The sequence below is a fragment of the Fictibacillus solisalsi genome, from assembly GCF_900103485.1.
GTDB classification, from domain to species: domain Bacteria; phylum Bacillota; class Bacilli; order Bacillales; family Fictibacillaceae; genus Fictibacillus_C; species Fictibacillus_C solisalsi.
Map to the genome: position 1 here is coordinate 2,538,747 of NZ_FNHW01000001.1, position 18,705 is coordinate 2,557,451.

At 43.6% G+C, this 18,705-nt stretch carries 18 protein-coding genes and 1 riboswitch; of the genes, 4 read left to right on the plus strand and 14 right to left on the minus strand.

The features are described from left to right. Positions 1-188: 188 nt before the first annotated feature. The 12 genes from BLT53_RS13030 to BLT53_RS13080 form a co-directional block, all read right to left on the minus strand. Complete coding sequence (locus tag BLT53_RS13030; protein WP_090235402.1) at positions 189-443, minus strand: YusU family protein; 255 nt, start codon at positions 441-443, stop codon at positions 189-191. Positions 444-540: 97 nt separating this feature from the next. Then, on the minus strand, positions 541-1,623 hold the full coding sequence (locus BLT53_RS13035; protein ID WP_090235404.1) for a copper resistance D family protein: 1,083 nt from the start codon (positions 1,621-1,623) through the stop codon (positions 541-543). Positions 1,624-1,705: 82 nt separating this feature from the next. Then, complete coding sequence (locus BLT53_RS13040; RefSeq protein ID WP_090235405.1) at positions 1,706-2,221, minus strand: PIG-L family deacetylase; 516 nt, start codon at positions 2,219-2,221, stop codon at positions 1,706-1,708. A gap of 24 nt (positions 2,222-2,245) precedes the next feature. Then, on the minus strand, positions 2,246-3,358 hold the full coding sequence (locus tag BLT53_RS13045) for a GNAT family N-acetyltransferase (protein ID WP_170834338.1): 1,113 nt from the start codon (positions 3,356-3,358) through the stop codon (positions 2,246-2,248). Between the two features lie 83 nt (positions 3,359-3,441). Continuing rightward, the gene (locus BLT53_RS13050) at positions 3,442-4,218 is read right to left on the minus strand and encodes a hypothetical protein (RefSeq protein ID WP_090235410.1); all 777 of its coding nucleotides are present in this window, start codon (positions 4,216-4,218) and stop codon (positions 3,442-3,444) included. A gap of 252 nt (positions 4,219-4,470) precedes the next feature. Continuing rightward, entirely contained in the window at positions 4,471-4,608 is a 138-nt protein-coding gene (locus BLT53_RS25110; protein WP_156412573.1) for a hypothetical protein, read from the minus strand. 117 nt (positions 4,609-4,725) lie between these two features. Then, on the minus strand, positions 4,726-6,045 hold the full coding sequence (locus tag BLT53_RS13055; RefSeq protein ID WP_139168402.1) for a nucleobase:cation symporter-2 family protein: 1,320 nt from the start codon (positions 6,043-6,045) through the stop codon (positions 4,726-4,728). Further along, positions 6,045-6,638: a xanthine phosphoribosyltransferase gene (locus BLT53_RS13060; RefSeq protein WP_090235412.1), complete on the minus strand. Its 594-nt coding sequence runs from the start codon at positions 6,636-6,638 to the stop codon at positions 6,045-6,047. The genes BLT53_RS13055 and BLT53_RS13060 overlap by 1 nt, the downstream gene beginning before the upstream one ends. Positions 6,639-6,776: 138 nt before the next feature. After that, positions 6,777-6,878: riboswitch (purine riboswitch) on the minus strand. Positions 6,879-7,044: 166 nt separating this feature from the next. Continuing rightward, on the minus strand, positions 7,045-7,617 hold the full coding sequence (locus BLT53_RS13065; RefSeq protein WP_090235413.1) for a superoxide dismutase family protein: 573 nt from the start codon (positions 7,615-7,617) through the stop codon (positions 7,045-7,047). A 138-nt stretch (positions 7,618-7,755) separates the two neighbouring features. Continuing rightward, a complete protein-coding gene (locus BLT53_RS13070) occupies positions 7,756-8,622 on the minus strand; it encodes an STAS domain-containing protein (protein WP_090235415.1) in 867 nt (288 codons plus the stop codon). A 121-nt stretch (positions 8,623-8,743) separates the two neighbouring features. Continuing rightward, a complete protein-coding gene (locus BLT53_RS13075) occupies positions 8,744-10,069 on the minus strand; it encodes an ABC transporter permease (RefSeq protein ID WP_090235416.1) in 1,326 nt (441 codons plus the stop codon). Continuing rightward, positions 10,053-10,757 carry an ABC transporter ATP-binding protein gene (locus BLT53_RS13080; RefSeq protein WP_090235418.1) on the minus strand — a complete coding sequence of 235 codons (705 nt, stop codon included), beginning with the start codon at positions 10,755-10,757 and terminating at the stop codon, positions 10,053-10,055. Before BLT53_RS13080 ends, BLT53_RS13075 begins: the two co-directional genes overlap by 17 nt. Positions 10,758-10,937: 180 nt before the next feature. Here BLT53_RS13080 and BLT53_RS13085 point away from each other — a divergent pair, with 180 nt between their 5' ends. From BLT53_RS13085 to BLT53_RS13095, 3 genes are all read left to right on the plus strand, one after another. After that, positions 10,938-12,551, plus strand: a complete 1,614-nt coding sequence (locus tag BLT53_RS13085) for a M20/M25/M40 family metallo-hydrolase (RefSeq protein ID WP_090235419.1) — start codon at positions 10,938-10,940, stop codon at positions 12,549-12,551. A 93-nt stretch (positions 12,552-12,644) separates the two neighbouring features. Continuing rightward, positions 12,645-13,481 carry a dimethylarginine dimethylaminohydrolase family protein gene (locus BLT53_RS13090; RefSeq protein WP_244520408.1) on the plus strand — a complete coding sequence of 279 codons (837 nt, stop codon included), beginning with the start codon at positions 12,645-12,647 and terminating at the stop codon, positions 13,479-13,481. Positions 13,482-13,804: 323 nt separating this feature from the next. Next, positions 13,805-15,172 (plus strand): murein hydrolase activator EnvC family protein, encoded by a 1,368-nt coding sequence (locus BLT53_RS13095; protein WP_090235423.1) that lies wholly within the window; start codon positions 13,805-13,807, stop codon positions 15,170-15,172. A 45-nt stretch (positions 15,173-15,217) separates the two neighbouring features. Here the strand turns inward: BLT53_RS13095 and BLT53_RS13100 are convergent, their stop codons facing one another. Then, positions 15,218-15,988 (minus strand): hypothetical protein, encoded by a 771-nt coding sequence (locus tag BLT53_RS13100; protein ID WP_090235424.1) that lies wholly within the window; start codon positions 15,986-15,988, stop codon positions 15,218-15,220. A 196-nt stretch (positions 15,989-16,184) separates the two neighbouring features. Here BLT53_RS13100 and BLT53_RS13105 point away from each other — a divergent pair, with 196 nt between their 5' ends. After that, the gene (locus BLT53_RS13105; protein ID WP_090235426.1) at positions 16,185-17,027 is read left to right on the plus strand and encodes a hypothetical protein; all 843 of its coding nucleotides are present in this window, start codon (positions 16,185-16,187) and stop codon (positions 17,025-17,027) included. Between the two features lie 304 nt (positions 17,028-17,331). Here the strand turns inward: BLT53_RS13105 and BLT53_RS13110 are convergent, their stop codons facing one another. Then, positions 17,332-18,699 (minus strand): sigma-54 interaction domain-containing protein, encoded by a 1,368-nt coding sequence (locus BLT53_RS13110; RefSeq protein WP_090235427.1) that lies wholly within the window; start codon positions 18,697-18,699, stop codon positions 17,332-17,334. Positions 18,700-18,705: the final 6 nt, after the last annotated feature.

Sequence of the window (18,705 nt, forward strand, 5' to 3'; positions counted from 1 at the left end):
CCAGGCACCGAAGTTTACTGAACTTTCAATGATGTATGCGCTTTAATCATATCATTAGTTTTTCCTATATTGTCTTTTTTGAAAAATTTCGACATTTTTTTCTTGAAAAACCTGCTTGGGTATTGTTTTTTCCTTATATCAGTATATGAAAGAAAAAGGAGAAGCTCCTCTATGTCACTGGCAAAAAATTAAGATTTCCCGCTATTCCTGCGGTGCTTTTCATTCAGCTGCTTAATCTCGGATACTACTTCTTTTATGCCTTGTTTTCCTTCCGGATATTTCTCATTCCAATGTTTTGCCAAGGCAGGCATCGTTTTCGATATGTAGGAATACAAAGCCCACATTTTCACCTTTTCTTTTTTGTCATCATCACTTTCACCAAGAAGCAATTCCGTATATTTCTCCAACAGACTCTCAAACTGTTCCTGAAGCTGCTGTTCCATCGCTGACCCCTCCTGTTTCCGCCATTGTAACAATGGAACTCGCAAAAAGAAAGGCAACGGGTATTAAAAAAAGGATCCCGGATGGAATCCTTTTTTGTTAAATAAAAGCCGAGAACATGACAGCCAGATAAAACGAAAGAGCGGCGCCAAAAGATAGCAGTAAAACCACCAGCATTGAAACGTTACGGCGGATCGCTAAATAGCTGACGGCAAGCAGCAGCAGACCGGCAGCCAAAAATCCTGCGCCGATCAAAGTGGGAACGATTTCTACAGTGGAGTTGATGTTCACCTTGCCTTCAACAAACGCAGTGAACAGCTCCGAAGGCTTTTGAAAGGCCAATGTCTGCGAAACATCATGTGGTGGCTCCTGCTGGGTCATAAAGCCGGTTACCGCAAAAATAATAAGGAGAATCATACCTTCAAGTCTCATCCATTTGTACGGAACAAAAGACGTGTCAGCCAGGTTTTTCCGTACCCAGATGGTGTTGATTCCTGCGTAAAAGACCACAACGATCAACAGTACATGCTTGATCAGAAGAGCCTGTCCATAATTGATCATCCATGAGTTAAAATATTCGGGCACAATATAGCTCATCAGCCAAATGCCAGCTCCAATTGTTGACAGAAGACAAATGAAAGCAAAAGGAGTAAACCATTTAAAAAAGGCAGGCAGCTTTTCCCTGTCCTTTGAAAACCAGCTGACGATCAGCAGCGTTCCCGTCCAGCCTGTAACGGAAAGAAAGTGAAGGGCATGTGCTGATAGCCCGCCCCATTGATTTAATGAAGCCGCATGACTTGTATATCCAATCGCGATGGTGAGGACGACGCCTATGCCTAAAGAAAGCCTGGACAAAAAACGGTCCCTCGAAACATCGTTAAAGTAAACCATCACAAATAGAAGCAATGATAAGGCAAGAATAAAAAACCACCCTTTGCCGATGTCAAAGGAAAATAAGATATCATTAAGTGTTGGCCAGAAACCGAAATCCTTCCCAAGGCTTAAAGCCAGTTCGAGAACTTGAGAAAATGCCGTCACAGGGACGAGGGCAATCCACAGCAGAAGTCCTTTCTTGGAAACATGAATGGAGGGGCGCCGATTATCAGATAGGGAATAGAGAATAAAAGTACCGATAAAAAGAGAAAAAACAAGATATAAAACAGCCTTTGCTACAAACAGCATATGAAAAAAAGTCCCCCTGTGAGTTTTTATGTATCGTTAGTAACTTACCATAAAATCACAAGGGAAACTACTCTGTTCACATTTATTTGATTTTTATGGTCCTCGCAATGGCAATAAGATCAAGCAGCTCAATCACGGCCGGTTTTTGGCTTTTATACAATTCCAAAATTTCCAGTTTACGTTTGAGAATATCAACAAAAAGAAGCTTCTTAATCGTAAAATCAAACATATAAAGATTTTCATCAACCAAATTATACATAATTTCTGACAGGGCTTTGTGCTCGGGATGGCCATACTCCCCTTTCAGATTGTGGGTGACAATTTTCTTATACTCTCTTTCTGCCAGCACCCGGCGTAAATCAGCCTCTAATTTAGGACGGTTCACATGTTCGGTCCAGGCATCCCGGTAGCTCCAGATCTCATAATCCGTCACTTCAACTTGTTTCATAACGGTTTCAAATTCCTTTTTGCGGGTAGCATCATTCCGGTCGGAAATACAAATCACTTTCCAGCCTTTTTCCTGGATCAGTTCATCTCCCCCGAAAAATATCTCATCATCGGGGTGTGCTACGACCATTAGTTTATTTGGTTCTTTCATTGTGATTGTTCCTCCTTGTACAATTTAAAACCGGTCTTTGGACCAGAAAATATACGATGACTCAGGAAATAGCTCCCTAATCTCGGAATGCCGGGCAGGGATCTCATCTGCTCCCCTCATAAGATAGTGAAGAAACTCGGATTGCTTTAACTCTGTATTGCCGTTCTCCCAGCTGAAAAGCCAAGAATCTTCCAGGAATGATAACTGCAGATGATCCATGCCAAGATGTCTTCCCCGCTGCTCAAAAACGGATTGAAATTGCTGCAGCACTTCATCCTGATCGATCATCTTCCACATGCCTTCTTTATTTTCTTCTATCTCATAAGGTACATCTTTCAAGATAAAATGATTCATGGGAAGCAGGCACCTTACCGTTTTTATTTGGGTATCGAGCAGGGAAAGAACTAATGGGATCATGCTGTCATTTTCGTCGTCCAAACTGCAAAGTTCATGGATCGTAAGCACGTCATTCTTTTTTTCAGCCCAAATATATGACAACACTGTATTGTCCCTTACTGCCTTTTGAAAAATATCATTATCGTTCTTATTTTCTATTTGTTTCTTCCAATAATCTTCAGACCGGATTCGTGGTCCATTCAAGGGAGTTGAAAACGCTTCGTAAATGGCAAGGATAGATTCCAGATCATTTCCGGTCACCGCTTGAATGTCCAGCTTACCGTCCGGAATCGCACCGTCCCATTCTTGTTTCATGTGACCGGCTTGTATAATGGGAACGGGTTGATTTACCGTCTGCCATCCAGCCTTTTCATAAAAGCCCGGAATACCGGTGAATAAGTTGGACAAACCATATTGTCGTTCTAACAGCTTTTGTTCAACTTCCTCCAAAATCCGGTGGGTCAACCGATGACCGCGATAGTCGGGATGGGTGGCCACGTTCCCTATGCCGGCTGTTTTGACCTCAACACCCGACACCCAGATGGAAAAAGGAAAGATTTGAACGACAGAGGCCATATCCCCCTCCTTCTCGGCGATCCATGTGGTATTGAATGAGTAGGCGGGTTCTTTATTCAGGCGGCCCTCAAAGAATGTCTGCTCTTCAGGGAAAACCGTTCCCAAAAGATGAATCGCATTCTCCAGCTCCTGATGATCATTTACGGTTCGAATGGTAAATTCCACTGTACACCCTCCTTTAATGCATCCATTCCCGTTCTAAAAGAAAAAAAACAAGCTCCCGTTCACGGGAGCTTGCAAAATAAGCATTATGCTCTTTTTTTCATTTTCTTTGCGGTACTGCGAAATTCTTTAAGCCCTTTGCGTGTAATGTTGAAATGCTGGTCAACCAGTCCGGCATCCAAAAGAGCTTCGGAAGCAGAACTGCTCATTTTTGGCTGTACTGCTTTAACCTTTTGATTAAGTTCGTCAAACGTCGCGCTCAAGATTACATCTTTTCCCAGAACGGCCGCTACATCATTCACACTATTGATTTCCTTGCCATCAGCCAATCCTTCATCATCTGATGGTTCATCCTGCCGGGAAAGCTGTGTGAGCACCTTATCCATGTCGAGCTGGATAATTGCAGCCTCTTTTTCTTTTTGCAAGAGATAGCCGATATAATCGCGTCTATCTTCTTCAAGGAGATCCTGATTGGCCATCAGGCGATCAATGATTTCGTTTTGCACTTTTTTAACCCGCTTCAGCTGGTCTTTATGTTCTTCAAGATCCATTTGCAGTTCAGCTTCATTTTTCGCAGGCTCAGAAGCATCTGTTACAGAGGTTCTATCATTTTTTTTGTTTCGCGTAAACAGACTGCCGGTGTTTCCTCCCAGCAGTTGAATGACCTCATTCACCTTGGAGTAATACAGTACAGAAATCGCAATCGCAAATACAGCCAGAATAAATGATAATAAATCCGAAAAATGAAACGTGAATTTGGCCGTGGCCACTTTAAACATGAGTACCATGCAAAATAAGCTGATTAAAAGGATTTTAAACCAGCTGTTCCTGTTTTTTATTTTGTCATCCATTGATTGTTTCATATAAAACGTTCCTCCCAACTTCTATACAACGGCGTTACGCCGGTAACTTCACAACAATTCGATGCGTCTTGAGCGAATATGGCGATATCTGTATTGTAAACAAAAGGAAATCCATTGAACAAATGTAATTTATGCCTCCATTACCTTTTTACAAAAATGAATGGATGACTTATTATACACTTTTACTGCAAATCCTACAGTAAAATGGGAGAAGTTATGCAATTGCAAAAAAAATAAGACATATCATATGTCTTATGCACCTTGCTTATTTCGTTCATTGCTTAACACGGTGATTACGATATCCTGCGTATTGGTTCCTTCACAAACAGGGCACCCTTCACTTCCATGATCGTGATGAAGAATGGTTAAACAGTCTTTGCAGTATTTCATTTTTTTTCCTCCTTTTACTTACTGACTTGCTCTATCCATCTATACCCGAATATTTGAAATGAAAACCTTTTTGATAATGGAAGCCGGGCAGCACTTACATGCTGGCCCGGCCAATGATTATTTAACGGAAAGGGCCTGGACAGCTGCTTCCTTCCGCTGTTTCGCATTTACCTTTTTTCTCTCTGAATTAAAAACAAGGTTTAAGACAATAGCTGTTAAGCTTCCGGCCACGATGCCATTGTCGGTTAAGATCTGTATACCCTGCGGAAGTTTCGCGAACAAATCGGGTTCAACGGTCACGCCAAGACCGAGCCCGACAGAACAAGCGATAATCAACAGGTTTTCCTGTTTTCCAAAATCTACTTCACTTAGCATTTTGATGCCGGAAGCGACAACCATACCAAACATGGCGACCGTTGCGCCTCCCATGACAGGTGTGGGAATCAATGTCGTCAGCGTGGCCACTTTTGGAACAAGGCCGAGCACGACAAGCATTCCTCCGGCAGTATAGATTACATTTTTGGTGCGGATGCCTGAAAGCTGTACAAGCCCGACGTTCTGAGAATAGGTCGTATATGGGAAGGCATTGAAGATACCTCCAAGAATGATTGCTAATCCTTCCGCACGATAACCTTTTGTCATTTGTTCAGGTGTAACATCTTTGCTGCAGATTTTTCCAAGGGCAATAAATACCCCGGTCGATTCAATCATGCTGACAATGGCAACAAGAACCATTGTAAGGATGGCACTTGCATGGAAGGTTGGAGCTCCGAAGTAGAAAGGCTCTACCATATGAAACCATGATGCATCTGCTACCGGTGCGAAATCGACTTTTCCCATAAAGGAAGCAGCAACTGTTCCTGCCACCAAGCCGAGCAGTATGGAGACAGCCCGTATAAATCCAGTGAATAAACGGTAAACGATAATGATAAATGCCAACACGCCAAACGAAAGCATGAGGTTTTCCGGTGAGCCAAAGTCTTTGCTTCCCTGGCCCCCCGCCATATCCTGAATGGCAACCGGGATGAGAGTAACTCCAATAATCGTGACAACAGACCCGGTTACAATCGGCGGGAAAAGTTTAAGGATTTTGCCGAATAAACCAGCCAATAATACAACGACAACGCCTGCAACCAGAATGGAGCCATAGATGGCAGATATGCCGTACTGGGAGCCGATAGCAATCATTGGCCCAACTGCTGTAAACGTACATCCGAGAACCACTGGAAGACCGATCCCGAAAAAACGATTGTTCCATACCTGCAGCAGGGTTGCAAGGCCGCACGTTAACAAATCAATGGAAACGAGATAGGCGAGCTGTTCGGTTGAAAGCTTCAAAGCCCCTCCCACAATTAAAGGCACGATTACCGCCCCTGCATACATTGCCAAAACATGTTGAATGCCAAGTGAAAACAACTTACCATTTGTCATTTTCATCAGATCCGTGCCTCCTCTGTCTGCCGTGTAAAGGTGATGGAGCCATTTGAAAGTGATGCTACTCGTGCCAGTGATTCAACCCGGTAGCCTTTTTTAAGAAGCTTCTCTCTTCCTGACTGGAACGATTTTTCGATGACAATACCAAACCCTGCGACGTTCGCGCCTGCCGCTTCCACCAAATGGGCAAGCCCCAGCGCAGCTTCTCCGTGAGCCAGAAAATCATCAATAATCAGCACGTTTTCACCAGCCGTCAGCCATTTCTTTGAAACCGAAATTTCATTTTTCTCTTCCTTTGTAAATGAATAGACATTGGCCGTCAGCAAATCCTCATTTTGGGTCAACGATTTTCGTTTTCGAGCAAAAATCACCTTCACCCCAAGCTCAAGACCTGCCATGACAGCTGGAGCAATACCCGACGATTCGATGGTAAGGATTTTGGTGATTCCAGTCCCTTTAAATCTCCGGGCGAATTCTTCCCCGACTTTTCGCATGACGTCAGGATCGACCTGATGATTTAAGAAAGAATCCACTTTAAGCACCTTATCTGATAATGCCTGTCCTTCTTTTAAGATGACTTCTTCAAGAAAGTTCATAATTTATCTCCTTTATACGGGTTTACTGATAAAAACATGAAAAAAAGACCCGGAGAAACGCCTCTCTACGAATGAAGCGTTCCCCCAGGTCTTTATATCCCCCGAAAGAGAAACGTGAAGTTCACTAAACTAAAACAACACGTTTTAAGCGACACCCGTAGTCGGATCATTTACGGCGATCCGGTAGAGACTTGCAGGCCATATCCCTGCTATTATACGAGTCTATGAAGTTAGACACATTATAAAATAATTTACGAAAAAAAGAAAGTATCGTTCGGAAAAAAGTTTGTATTCCGGACATTTTTTTATATTTCCAAGAAGAAAACGACTAAAATCCAAACAATCTGGCTGCTTTACACCCGAAAAAGAAACAAAACCGGCTTCTATTTACAGAAGCCGGCTTTTTTTATTTTTTGATAACGCCACAAAGTATACGATCCCCCGAATTGCCAGATGGGTCCGTTTTATAATCATCCGCCTGGGCGTGAACAACAAGAGCCGTACCGCCTTCTTTTAGCAGTGAATTATCCTTGCCCTCCTGGAGCGTAACAAGAGATGACATTAAATCAGCGCTTGCGTTTCCAGACTGGTCCGCCGTAATATTTTTCAGATCTCCCACATGCGGTCCTTTCGGATTTTCAAAACCATGCAGTTTTTTTGTCGTGTTAAAATGCTTGCCGGCTGATTCGAATTTTGGCACTTCACATACGCCGTTTTCATGAAAGTGGATACCGTGCTTTCCTGGTGCAAGACCTTTGGCTTCCACTTTTACTTTTACTCCTTCAGCGGCTTGTTCAAGGGTCGCAATCCCTGCCTTCTGACCATGCGAATTCATGAGCTGGACCGTAATCGGCGAAGATTTGGACATGCTTGATGCCCCTTCCGATTTTGGGTCACTTTTCATATTATTATTACTGCTGCAAGCTGAAAGCAGGATGCCAAGCGAGAGTATGCCAACACTCCTTGCCCATTTTTTCATAAAAATACCTCCTTTAAAAGTCAACTCATTTAGAGTGTTGACGGAAAAGGAGGGCATTTAAACCTTTAACAGTAGAAATAAACTGTTGGAAAGATATTTCTTCGTTTTCCGAAACGTTAGACCCCATTGCTTATTCGTTTACTTCATGGTTATATCATCCAGTGTGATGTTCTTCTCATGAACCAAATACGTTAATGCACTTTTGAATGATGAAAATACCGGGACATTTAAGGAAATATCAGCTTGTACAATGCCCTGGCTAAGCTCTGGACTGAATCCTGTTAAAAGTGCTTTGACCCCCATGAGCCGCATGGAAGCAGTCAACTGTTCAATTTGAAGAGCCAGTTCCTGTATACCCAATGCCGAAACCTGGAGCGAAGTAATTCCTGTAAAATCTACCACAACCGTGGTCATGCTCTGGCTGGCTACAGCATACAAAAGTTTGGTACGAATTTGCTCCAGCCGGTATACGGAAAGATCACCTGCTAAAGGAACAAGGATGGTATCGGGAATAATAGAAGGAATAATAGGCACCGAAAGTTCGGAAATCACGGATTCTTGCTCCTTCAGCAATTCTTCTTTATGAGCCACGACATCTTTATATTTATTTTCAAAGGCCAGGCTTAAGGAGTAGATGGTAAAATCATTATTTCTAAACAACAATGAACCCATCTCAAAAACATTGAAACCAGTAAAAAGCTCTTGTTGATAGGCGTACTCCAATTTGCTCCATATTTCCTGGCGCAACAAACTTAACTCCTGGATGGCCGTCTCCACCTCTTTTTGATAATGGTAATAGAAATCCGCAGCTCTCTTTGTCCATTGATCGATGCTTTTTTTAAAGTCTCCCTTATTTTTATGCAAACTTTGGCCGATCAAATCGATAAATTCAGAAATCATTTCAGCATCCATAAGAAAGTCATGGTCTCGTGTATCTTGATTCATGAACTCCTTTTTGCTTTGGCTGCTAATCCAACGGCCGATTTCCTCTATTGTGTCTACCATTGATTCGCTTCCTCTCCACAATTAACAACTTCTTTTCTATCCCTTATTTTATCAAATAAACATTTGATTTTGTTTATATCGCAATTTAAAAGCCACCTTTTTTTAAAAGGCGGCTTCATTTTTATATATCCCTTCTCAGTGCTTTCAAAACATCCACTTGTGTTGCACGGACGGCTGGCCGCAATCCGGAGATCAAAGTCACGCTGAAGCAAATGGCAATACAGATTAATGGTAAGGATACCGGAATGTAGGAGAAATAAAAGTTTTCAGGTGGTTTCTCATGAAAAAACTGCTCAATCAGTACAGGAAGAATGAGGTTCACGCCATAACTGAACAAATAGGCAATCGCCGTTCCAATTAATGCGCCCATGATCCCAATAAAACTGCTTTCCATCAGAAAGATTTTTTTGATCACACCCGGATGGGCACCAATCGCTTTCATAATACCAATATCTTGCGCTCTTTCAGTTACAGCCATCGTCATCGTGTTGAAAATACCAATGGAGGCAATTAAAACCGCAACAGTCCCAACCGTAATCAGGCCAATTTTTATAATCAGGAAAATTACGTTGATCTGCTTTAGTTCATTTTGTGCAGAATAAGTGCTATAGCCCATCTTTTCAATTTTTTTTGAAACACCCTCCACCTCATCTGCTGTATGAGTGTATACTTTCACATTATTAAATACATTGTAATCCATCTTTATAGGCTTATTTTCCGGCAGATTCATGATCCCTCTTGGTGTTTTGGTAAAACGCTCAATGTCTTTTAACAAACCTTCAGAAATAAAAACGGACTCATTCAGCATCCATTGCTTGGATGGTTTCTTTCCAATACCGGCAATGGTGAGCGGAAAGTTTTTCTTTACTATCTTTTTGCCCTTCATCTGCTGAATTTCCAGTTGAACGGTTTTCCCCAGCAGGTCCCCTTTATATTGGCTTTCCTTCAACTTGTTCTGCAATTCCTTTTCTGAGAGATTTTTCGTTTCCTCATCGGGAATCTTAGCAAGACCCTGCGCAAAATCATACCCGACTATGATTTCATTTTTATGTATCGGCATTCTTCCCCTGCTCAATTCAAATCCTGCCTTCTTTTCTGCAGGAATATCAGCAACCATGGTTTCTGAACGGGATTCATATTTTTCCAGGTGATACGTTAAATTATTTTCAACAATCTGTTTGCGAGTGACCGTTTTTGTGTTTTTTAGCTCATCGAGCTTTTGGATATCCTTCCGAGTAAAAGGCTTTTCCCCATGCACTTCAATTTCCGTCATCAGCCTGCCGTTCGTAATATCCTTTATCGCTGTTTTGTGGATGCCAAAACCGATTGAAGCCAGAACGATTAAAAATGCACAACCAATCGTTGCTGCCAATACCGTCATGATCACGCGTGTTTTATTCTTTTTCATATTTGCCCGGACAAAACGATACCTATCCTTGAACTTCATAGACGCTTTCCCCCTCCATTACAAACCCATCCGCTATTTCTATCGTTCGGTGTGCGATCTGTGCCACTTCCTGATCGTGAGTGATGATCAAAAAGGTAATCCCGCGTTCTCTGTTCAATTTCTGAATGAAAGCAAGAAGCTCCTTTTCATTGTCACTGTCCAGGCTGCCGGTAGGTTCATCCGCCAGTATAATCGGAGGATGCACGATAAGTGCCCTTGCAATACTCACCCGTTGCTGCTGGCCCCCGGATAATTCACCCGGATAATGTCCGCCATATTCTAATAACCCCACTGTTTCAAGCATCCCCTGGGTCTGTTTTTGCCTTTCCTTTTCATTCACCCCTTTTAAAATAAGCGGCAATTCCACGTTCTCGAAAGCCGTCATGCTGGGGATCAATTGAAAGCTTTGAAAAATAAATCCCATCTGGTTCAAGCGGAAATCCGCCCATTGCCCTTCATTAAATGATGTAACATCCGTACCATTAATTCGAATCATTCCTGAAACAGGTTTGATATAGCCGCTGATTAAGTTAAGCAAGGTGGATTTTCCTGAACCGCTTTTGCCGACAATTGCTGCAATTTCTCCCTGTTTTACATGTAAATCCACATGATGAAGGACAGGTACCACTTTTTCCTTTCCTTTTTGCCCGATTCGAAATTCATGAGAAAGCCCATTAACCTCTATCATTCTTTTCCCCTCCGCCATTGTATTGCTTGTTACAAAACCGATGTTACAGAGCACGTGTGAAGGAGTCAATAAATCCCAGTAAACCTTCAATCTTTCTTAAGATTCTTAAGAATTTACAATATGTGTTAGGATAATATCAATTACTAGAAAGCAAGCTACTTCATAGAAAAGAGGGATTATATGAACAGATGGCAAGACAAGGAATCGCTAACGGCACTTGTAAAAGAACTCGTGGAAATACCAAGCATCTCAACTGAACCGGCTGAAATTGCGATGGCTGAACATCTCTACTACACGCTAAACTCTCTGGATTATTACAAATACAACCCTAGCCATTTGCAGCTACACCCTATGCCGGATGGACGCAAGCTATTAACAGCCTTTGTCCGAAATGGCCCCCATGAGGATACTGTTATTCTGTTAAGCCATTTTGATGTGGTGAACATAGAAGACTATGGCGACTTGAAGCATCTGGCCTTTCGTCCGGCAGAACTGACGGAAAAAATCGAACAACTGCCAAATCTTCCGGATGAATTAATGGAAGATTTGGAGAATGGCCAATGGCTGTTTGGACGCGGCACCATGGACATGAAAGCCGGTGTGGCCCTACACCTTTCCATGATTGAACAGGCGGCCGAGGGCCACTTCCCGGGAAACATTTTAATGGTTTCCGTTCCAGACGAAGAAGTGAATTCCGCCGGTATGCTTGCTGCCATCCCTGCGCTGGAGCAATTGAAACGCCAATACTCAATTTCCTATAAAGCCTGCCTGAACGGGGAACCCGCTTTTACCCGCTACCCCGGGGACAAAAATCATTATTTATATACCGGTACAGTGGGCAAACTACTTCCCGGTTTTCTTTGTTACGGCCGGGAAACCCATGTGGGCGAACCCTTTGGCGGATTAAACGGAAACTTGATGGCAGCAGAAATGACAAGAATGCTGGAGCTTAACCTCGATTTTTGCGAAACGCTTGGGGATGAGGCGATACCGCCTCCTGCTAATCTGCTGCAGAAAGATTTAAAAGACCATTACTCCGTTCAGATCCCACATGCAGCAGTCACGTTGTTTAATTTGCTGATGATGGAAAAATCCTTTTCCGAAGTGAACCTGCAGCTGCTCAGGCTTGCAAAAGAGGCGGCCAAAAATGTGGAATCCTTTTTTTATGAAAAAGCGCTTGCTTATTCAAAGCTGGTACCGTTTGACGTAAAAAAGCCTGCCATAACTGTCTTTACGTTTCAGGAGCTGTTTGAAAAAGCACTTGAACTGCATGGTCAGGAGGAGATTACACGGAGGGAAAACTATATTTTATCCACTCATCCCCATCTCGATGACCGGGATGTAACCACCATGCTGGTCAATGATCTGGCCAGTCTTTGCAAGCAATATGCGCCAATGATCGTTCTTTTTTATGCCCCTCCCTTCTATCCAGCCGTATCATCCAGGGAGGATTCATTGATTCAGAAGGTTTCAGGAGATGTCATCCAGTTTGCTGAAAGCCAATTTCAAATCACATTAAAAAAACAAAACTATTTTGCCGGACTTTCCGACTTGAGCTATGTTGGACTGTCCTATAAACAAGAGGAACTGCGCCCGCTTCTCGACAACATGCCGGTTTACGGTGAACGGTACCATCTTCCATTGAATGATATGAAGGAGCTGACGATGCCTGTGATGAATTTAGGCCCAATGGGACGGGATGCGCACAAATGGACCGAGCGGCTTCAACTTTCCTCCCTATTGGCAACTCAGCATATGATTTCCTATACCATTTCAAAACTCTTGGAAAGCTAGAACCTTTACGCATATTTTTCTTATTTATGAGAAAAAATATAGCAGGAATCTTTACAGATGCGATGAGAAAATGATTAGAAAATGAGGGATCAAATGGCCTGTTTTAGCGAATATGATCGATTGAAAGATGTAATTCTGTGTGAGCCCAAGTTCATGAAAATTCGTGAAGTCATTAATGAAACACAGAAATACTATGCCGACGAAAATATCGACACAGAGCTTGCGGTAAAACAGCATAAGACATTTATCAAAGCCCTTGAAGAGAAAGGGATTACGGTGCACTGCCTTCCCCCTTTACAGGAATATCCAGAGCAGGTTTTCACGAGAGATATCGGCTTTACCATCGGACATACGCTGTATATCTCGGCAATGGGGCGGGAAATCAGGCAGGGAGAAGAAAAGATACTGAAAGAGTGGATAAATGAAGAACACATTACGATTAAAGATTTGCAGCACGACAGTATTGAAGGCGGTGATGTGCTGCTGGACCGAAAAACCGTGTATGTTGGCGTGAGCCACCGCACAAGCCGGGAATCGATTGCCAATCTCCAGAAGCACGAGCGGGATTATACCATCATCCCGGTTCCCTTCAATGAGAAATATTTGCATCTTGACTGTGTGTTCAACGTTTTATCACCCGAGGAAGCCATCATTTATCCCCCTGCATTTCATGAAGAGGAGTTAAAATTGCTGACTTCACGGTACAAAACGATTGAAATTGATGAAGATGAGCAATTTACGCTTGGCACAAATATATTGTCGATCGGAGACAAAACCATTTTTGCCCTCCCGGTAAATAAAAAAATCAATGCCAAACTCAAAGAAAGAGGCTATCACGTGATTGAGGTGGACATTACCGAGATTATTAAATCAGGCGGTGCTTTCCGGTGCATCACACTTCCGCTGGACCGCCAAAAACCAACTCCATAACCTTGGAACAGCATCCGCTGCAACCTGCAGCGGATGCTTTTTTTGCCTTATTGGTTTCCGACCATTATAAAACAATTTTATTTTCTAAATGCTGAGGTTCTGATAAAACTCGACAGAATTACGTTTCACCATTCAGTAAATAATGTCCTCTATCCGGGTGAATTGGCTCATTTATCCAGTTTAATGTCAAATTACAACGATTGCTGTAACATTATGAAACACAAATGTAATATTATTTCACGAAAACTTGTCGATTTTAAATGCTATAATAATCTCTGTGATTAATAGACTGGTAACATTTGCACGAAGAGGGGGACTTATTGTTGAAGAGGAAGATTTTAACAGCTGCTTTATCAATTAGTATTGGACTATCCGGGTTTACATACACATCAGCATCTGCAGAAACGCTGAAAGAAGTTCAACAAAAGCAAGCCGAAAACCATGCAGAACAAGCTAAGAAAAACAAGCAGGTTAAAAAAGTACAGGGTGAACAGGACCAGCTCCTGAAGGAATTGGATAAGCTCCAAGCATCGTTAAAAAAGACAGCGGACGATATTCAAAACAAAAAAGATGAAATCGCTCAAACAAAAGCGGACATTGAAAAATTGAAAAGCGAAATTGCAGAACTTGAAAAGCGCATTAAAGCACGTGATGCCTTACTGAAAGAGCGTGTTCGCAATATGTACGAAACAGGCGGCCCTGTAAAATACATAGAAGTGCTGCTTGGTTCACAGGGATTCGGTGATTTCCTTGACCGCATGATCAGCCTGAACATCATCGCGGAGCAGGATAAAACGATTCTGGAAGAACATAAGCGTGACAAAGAAGCAGTCGAACAAAAAAAGCAGCAGGTGGAGTCAAAGCTTTCTTCACTGAACGGCCAATTGGATGAGCTGAATTCATTGAATAGCCAGCTGAAGGATCAAAAAAGCAAGAAAAATAAGATTATGAAGCAACTTCGCAGCGAAGAAAACCACCTTCATGATGACATCGGAAAGCTTGAAGAAAAAGATGCTCTTCTTGCCGATCAGGAAAAAGCAATCAAAGCAGAAATTGCACGAGCGAAAAAAGAAGCGGCTGAACGTGCGCGCCGTGAAGCAGCAGCTAAAGCTGCCGCAGCCAAAGCAGCAAAAGAAGCGGCAGCAAGAGAAGCCGCCCAAAAAGCAGCGGCTGAACGTGCAGCAAAGGAAAAAGCAAGCCAGCCGGCTCATGAATCTGCACCAGCACCAGCTCCGTCAAAACCTGCTCCAAAGCCTGAGCCAAAACCTGAACCATCGTATACACCGCCTAGCTCTTCCGGAAAATTCATCTTCCCATCAGCAGGGGTTGTTACTTCACAGCTTGGTTCAAGATGGAACAAGTTCCATGCAGGAGTTGATATTGCAGCCGGAGGTATTGTTCCAATCCATGCAGCCGCATCCGGAACGGTAATCCGCTCTTACACCTCATCTTCTTACGGAAATGTGGTCTTCTTGTCCCATTATATCGATGGACAGCTTTACACAACGGTTTACGCCCACATGAGAGACCGCGCAGTAAGCACCGGCCAGACGGTTTCCCAAGGACAAACTCTTGGCCACATGGGCAACACCGGTCATTCCTTTGGACAGCATCTTCACTTCGAGCTTCATAAAGGACCTTGGAATGTTGGTAAAACCAACGCGGTTAACCCGCTTCCTTACATTCAATAAAAGAACAGTAAAAACCACCCGGTTATCATTTGCCGGGTGGTTTTTCTATACAAGCAGACGCCGAAGCGGATGTCCTGTATATTCCGCCATTCTTCTAAAGTTCGGACGGATGATCTGCGCGGTCAAAAAGGCAGACGTCGTGGCTCCCGGACGCCTACGCTGGTTGAGAATTTCAATGAATTCACCGAGCATTCCCACTCCGATGCCATGGCCGAAAAACATCCCGTTTCCTAAGTCAATCAAATTCTCGCCCTGCCACTGAGGAGTCGCAGGATGAAACTCCGGATTCTGAATGTAGCGGATGTCCCCAGGCAAGGAATCCCCGCTCGTCACAGCAGTCAGCTGAAGGTCCTCATCATGTTCAGTGCTCCACAACAACAATCCCCGAAACAGCTGATTAAAGGTTGTCGGTCCAATCGTCTCCAGCAACCCTTTATAGAGGATAATCATCATGGAGGTGGTACATTCGAAAGCATATTTTCGCCCATTAACAAAAATATCGGTAATCGCATCCGCCGGTGTAACATCCGGACGGATCAGAAATCCACCATAGGCCGTTAAAATCCAGAATTTCCGGTTCGCTCTTGCTGTTTGAAACGTCGCAAACCGCGCTCCGCTGTTCTTCAGCGCATAAGCAGATGAAACAATGTTTGCACGATATGTGATTTCGAATTGAAGCTGCCTGGAACTATCATAAAAAAAGGACTCCCTGCTGTTCAGCAGTCGTACCGCAGTTGCACGCTGGGCCTCAGAAAATTGTCCGAATCCCGGTATATCTTCTAATGTGTTCAGTTGCTTCCCTTTTATATAAACCAACGTTAGCCCCCCTGTTCCCACAGGATAATATACAAGATATGGGATAGGGAGAAGAAAGGTGATTACTTGGCCCAAAGTGATAAGCCCGAAATCTTAAAATGTGGCTCTTTTGCCATGGTAAACGGAAAAAAAACGGTTATTTTCAGGAGATCATTGAGATATTAAAAAAGAAAAAATTTTCAAGGAGATAAAAGACATGGACAGCCGAAAAAACCGCCTTACTTTTCTTTTTGTTCTTATGCTAATGATCCTTCCCTTCCATGCAGCAGAAGCAAGCGAATTCCCTTTTACCGTCTATCCTGTTCCCGAAAAAGGAACCATTTTAAAATGGGAAAAAGTGAACCGGCTTTTGCCTACCGGAAAAAAATTCAAGGTCATTGACCTGGAAACCGGCTTTTATTTTTCTGTGCAGCGCCGCGCCGGGAACAAACATGCCGATGTTCAGCCGTTGACCTATAAAGACACCGCAGTCCTGAAGCACCTTTATAACGGGAAATGGAGCTGGCGCCGGCGGGCTATCCTCATACCAGTTAAGGGGAAAATGCTGGCCGCTTCCATGCATGGCATGCCCCACGGAGCGGGAGCGCTACAAAACGGCTTTCCGGGCCATTTTTGCATTCATTTCGCCGGAAGCACCACGCATAAAACACGCAACGCGGATCCTTCCCATAAATTGATGATCCTAAAAGCAGGGGGAAAACTTGAAGATTACGCCCATCACGCCAACCCGCATCAGATTGTTCAAATGTACTTATTGTCACTCAAAGAAAATGATCCAGATTTGATGAAACCGGTTCTTCCTGAAAAAGGGGCGGAAAGCAAAAAGCTTTTGAAAACGGGTAAAGGCGTAACCGCCATCCATTATGATATCCGGGGGAAAGAATCAAAAAAGCATCGAACGTTTAAAACCGTTATTCCCGTTAAAACGGTGATTTACAGAGAAAATAAAGGTGTGGAAAAGACGATGATTCGCATCACAGTGGCGAGGCTGACACCATGGTCCGCTTGGAAAATCAACAAAGTGGATTGGGGTAGATGAGCTTACTCAGGAAAAGTTAACAAGTATTTTCGTTTTTTGAAGGAGCCAGTTTCTTGCAGTTTAAGGGATCTCACCTTTTGCTAGCTGCGGAGGAGGACGGTACAAGAAGAAAATGCAGGAATTTGCTGTGGCTGCTGTATTTTTTGTGATTCAGGGGATTTTAGTAAGTAAAAATCCCCTGTTTGAGTTTCCAAAAAATAAAATACAGCGTGTTTGAATGATTTACTTGCGGAATTTGAAATTTACTGACCAAAAAACCATATTATGCCAACTACACTTACTCCCTTTCGACTTCACGCCCCTGTCACTCCACCCCATACTTTTTCAGCTTGTCATACAAGCTTGTCTTGCCGATACCAAGGGTTTTGGCTGTTTTCAGCCGGTCGCCATGGTGCTCCCTTAGCGCAGCCTGCAGCACCCGCCTTTCTGTTTCCTCCAAGATCTCCTTCAGGCTCCGTTTTCCCAGGGACAGAACGGAGACTTCTTTTAAATAATCTGGAAGGGCATCCTTTGTAATCCGATCGCCATGGCACAAATGCACGGCGGCTTCGATAACGTTCTCCAGCTCGCGCGCGTTGCCGGGCCAATTGTGGCTGTCAAACAAACCGGCTACCTCTTCCTGGAGGCCAAGGATCCGCCTTCCGGAGCGCTTATTGATTTTGGCAAGAAAATGCCGGGATAGCTCTTTGATATCTTCCGGCCGGTCACGCAATGGAGGGATGTTCACCTGAATCACATGAATCCGGTAAAACAGATCCTCCCGAAACCGCTGCTCTTCCACCATTTTCTCCAGCGGCTTATTGGTGGCCGCGATCACACGCACATCCACCTTTATCGGCTTCACGCTGCCGACCGCTTCCACTTCCCGATCCTGAAGCACGCGCAGCAGCTTCACCTGCATGTGAAGGGGCATATCACCGATCTCATCGAGAAAAATAGTCCCCCCGTCAGCCAGTTGGAATTTGCCAAGCTTTCCTCCCTTTTTGGCGCCAGTAAATGCTCCTTCCTCGTAGCCAAACAGCTCCGATTCCAAAAGATGTTCCGGGATGGCACCGCAATTGACCTTGATGAAAGGCTTATTCGAGCGTTCACTTAATTGATGGATGCTGTGGGCAAACAGTTCCTTGCCCGTCCCGCTTTCACCCCGAATCAGCACCGAAACGTCACTGGCTGCTACTTTTTTGATCCGCTCTTTCAAAACCTTTATCTCAGATGATGAGCCTACAATATCATGAAGAGAATATTTTGCGCCGGTATTCTCCTCCTGAACACTCCGGTAATATTCCAGTTCCGTTAACAGATTTTTGATATGGGAATTCATGGTCCGCCACTCCTCAGTATCTCTAAAGGTAACGGTTCCGACTGCACCAACAACCTTGCCGGCCTGGCGGATGGGAAGACGGTCCGCAATCATATAATTGCCTTCAATGAACTGCAGATCGGCAATCTCCTCTTTTCCAGTTCTGGCCACAATATGCATTCTCGTATTTTCAATCACATCGGTCACATGTCTGCCGACCGATCCGTGCTGATCCACTTTAATAAAATCGCAATATGCCTGATTTAAGTATGTGATGATGCCATTAATGTCAACGACAACCACACAATGAAAGGCATTATCAATAATCGTTTTCAGGAGTTCATCTTTAAACTGAAGTTCTGTAATCAACACGTCCGA

Coding starts and splice junctions, on each gene's coding strand:
- BLT53_RS13030 (WP_090235402.1), bottom strand. CDS start 443: ATGGAACAGCAGCTTCAGGAACAGTTTGAGAGTCTGTTGGAGAAATAT.
- BLT53_RS13035 (WP_090235404.1), bottom strand. CDS start 1,623: ATGCTGTTTGTAGCAAAGGCTGTTTTATATCTTGTTTTTTCTCTTTTT.
- BLT53_RS13040 (WP_090235405.1), bottom strand. CDS start 2,221: ATGAAAGAACCAAATAAACTAATGGTCGTAGCACACCCCGATGATGAG.
- BLT53_RS13050 (WP_090235410.1), bottom strand. CDS start 4,218: ATGAAACAATCAATGGATGACAAAATAAAAAACAGGAACAGCTGGTTT.
- BLT53_RS25110 (WP_156412573.1), bottom strand. CDS start 4,608: ATGAAATACTGCAAAGACTGTTTAACCATTCTTCATCACGATCATGGA.
- BLT53_RS13055 (WP_139168402.1), bottom strand. CDS start 6,045: ATGAAAATGACAAATGGTAAGTTGTTTTCACTTGGCATTCAACATGTT.
- BLT53_RS13060 (WP_090235412.1), bottom strand. CDS start 6,638: ATGAACTTTCTTGAAGAAGTCATCTTAAAAGAAGGACAGGCATTATCA.
- BLT53_RS13065 (WP_090235413.1), bottom strand. CDS start 7,617: ATGAAAAAATGGGCAAGGAGTGTTGGCATACTCTCGCTTGGCATCCTG.
- BLT53_RS13070 (WP_090235415.1), bottom strand. CDS start 8,622: ATGGTAGACACAATAGAGGAAATCGGCCGTTGGATTAGCAGCCAAAGC.
- BLT53_RS13075 (WP_090235416.1), bottom strand. CDS start 10,069: ATGAAGTTCAAGGATAGGTATCGTTTTGTCCGGGCAAATATGAAAAAG.
- BLT53_RS13080 (WP_090235418.1), bottom strand. CDS start 10,757: ATGATAGAGGTTAATGGGCTTTCTCATGAATTTCGAATCGGGCAAAAA.
- BLT53_RS13085 (WP_090235419.1), top strand. CDS start 10,938: ATGAACAGATGGCAAGACAAGGAATCGCTAACGGCACTTGTAAAAGAA.
- BLT53_RS13090 (WP_244520408.1), top strand. CDS start 12,645: ATGGCCTGTTTTAGCGAATATGATCGATTGAAAGATGTAATTCTGTGT.
- BLT53_RS13105 (WP_090235426.1), top strand. CDS start 16,185: ATGGACAGCCGAAAAAACCGCCTTACTTTTCTTTTTGTTCTTATGCTA.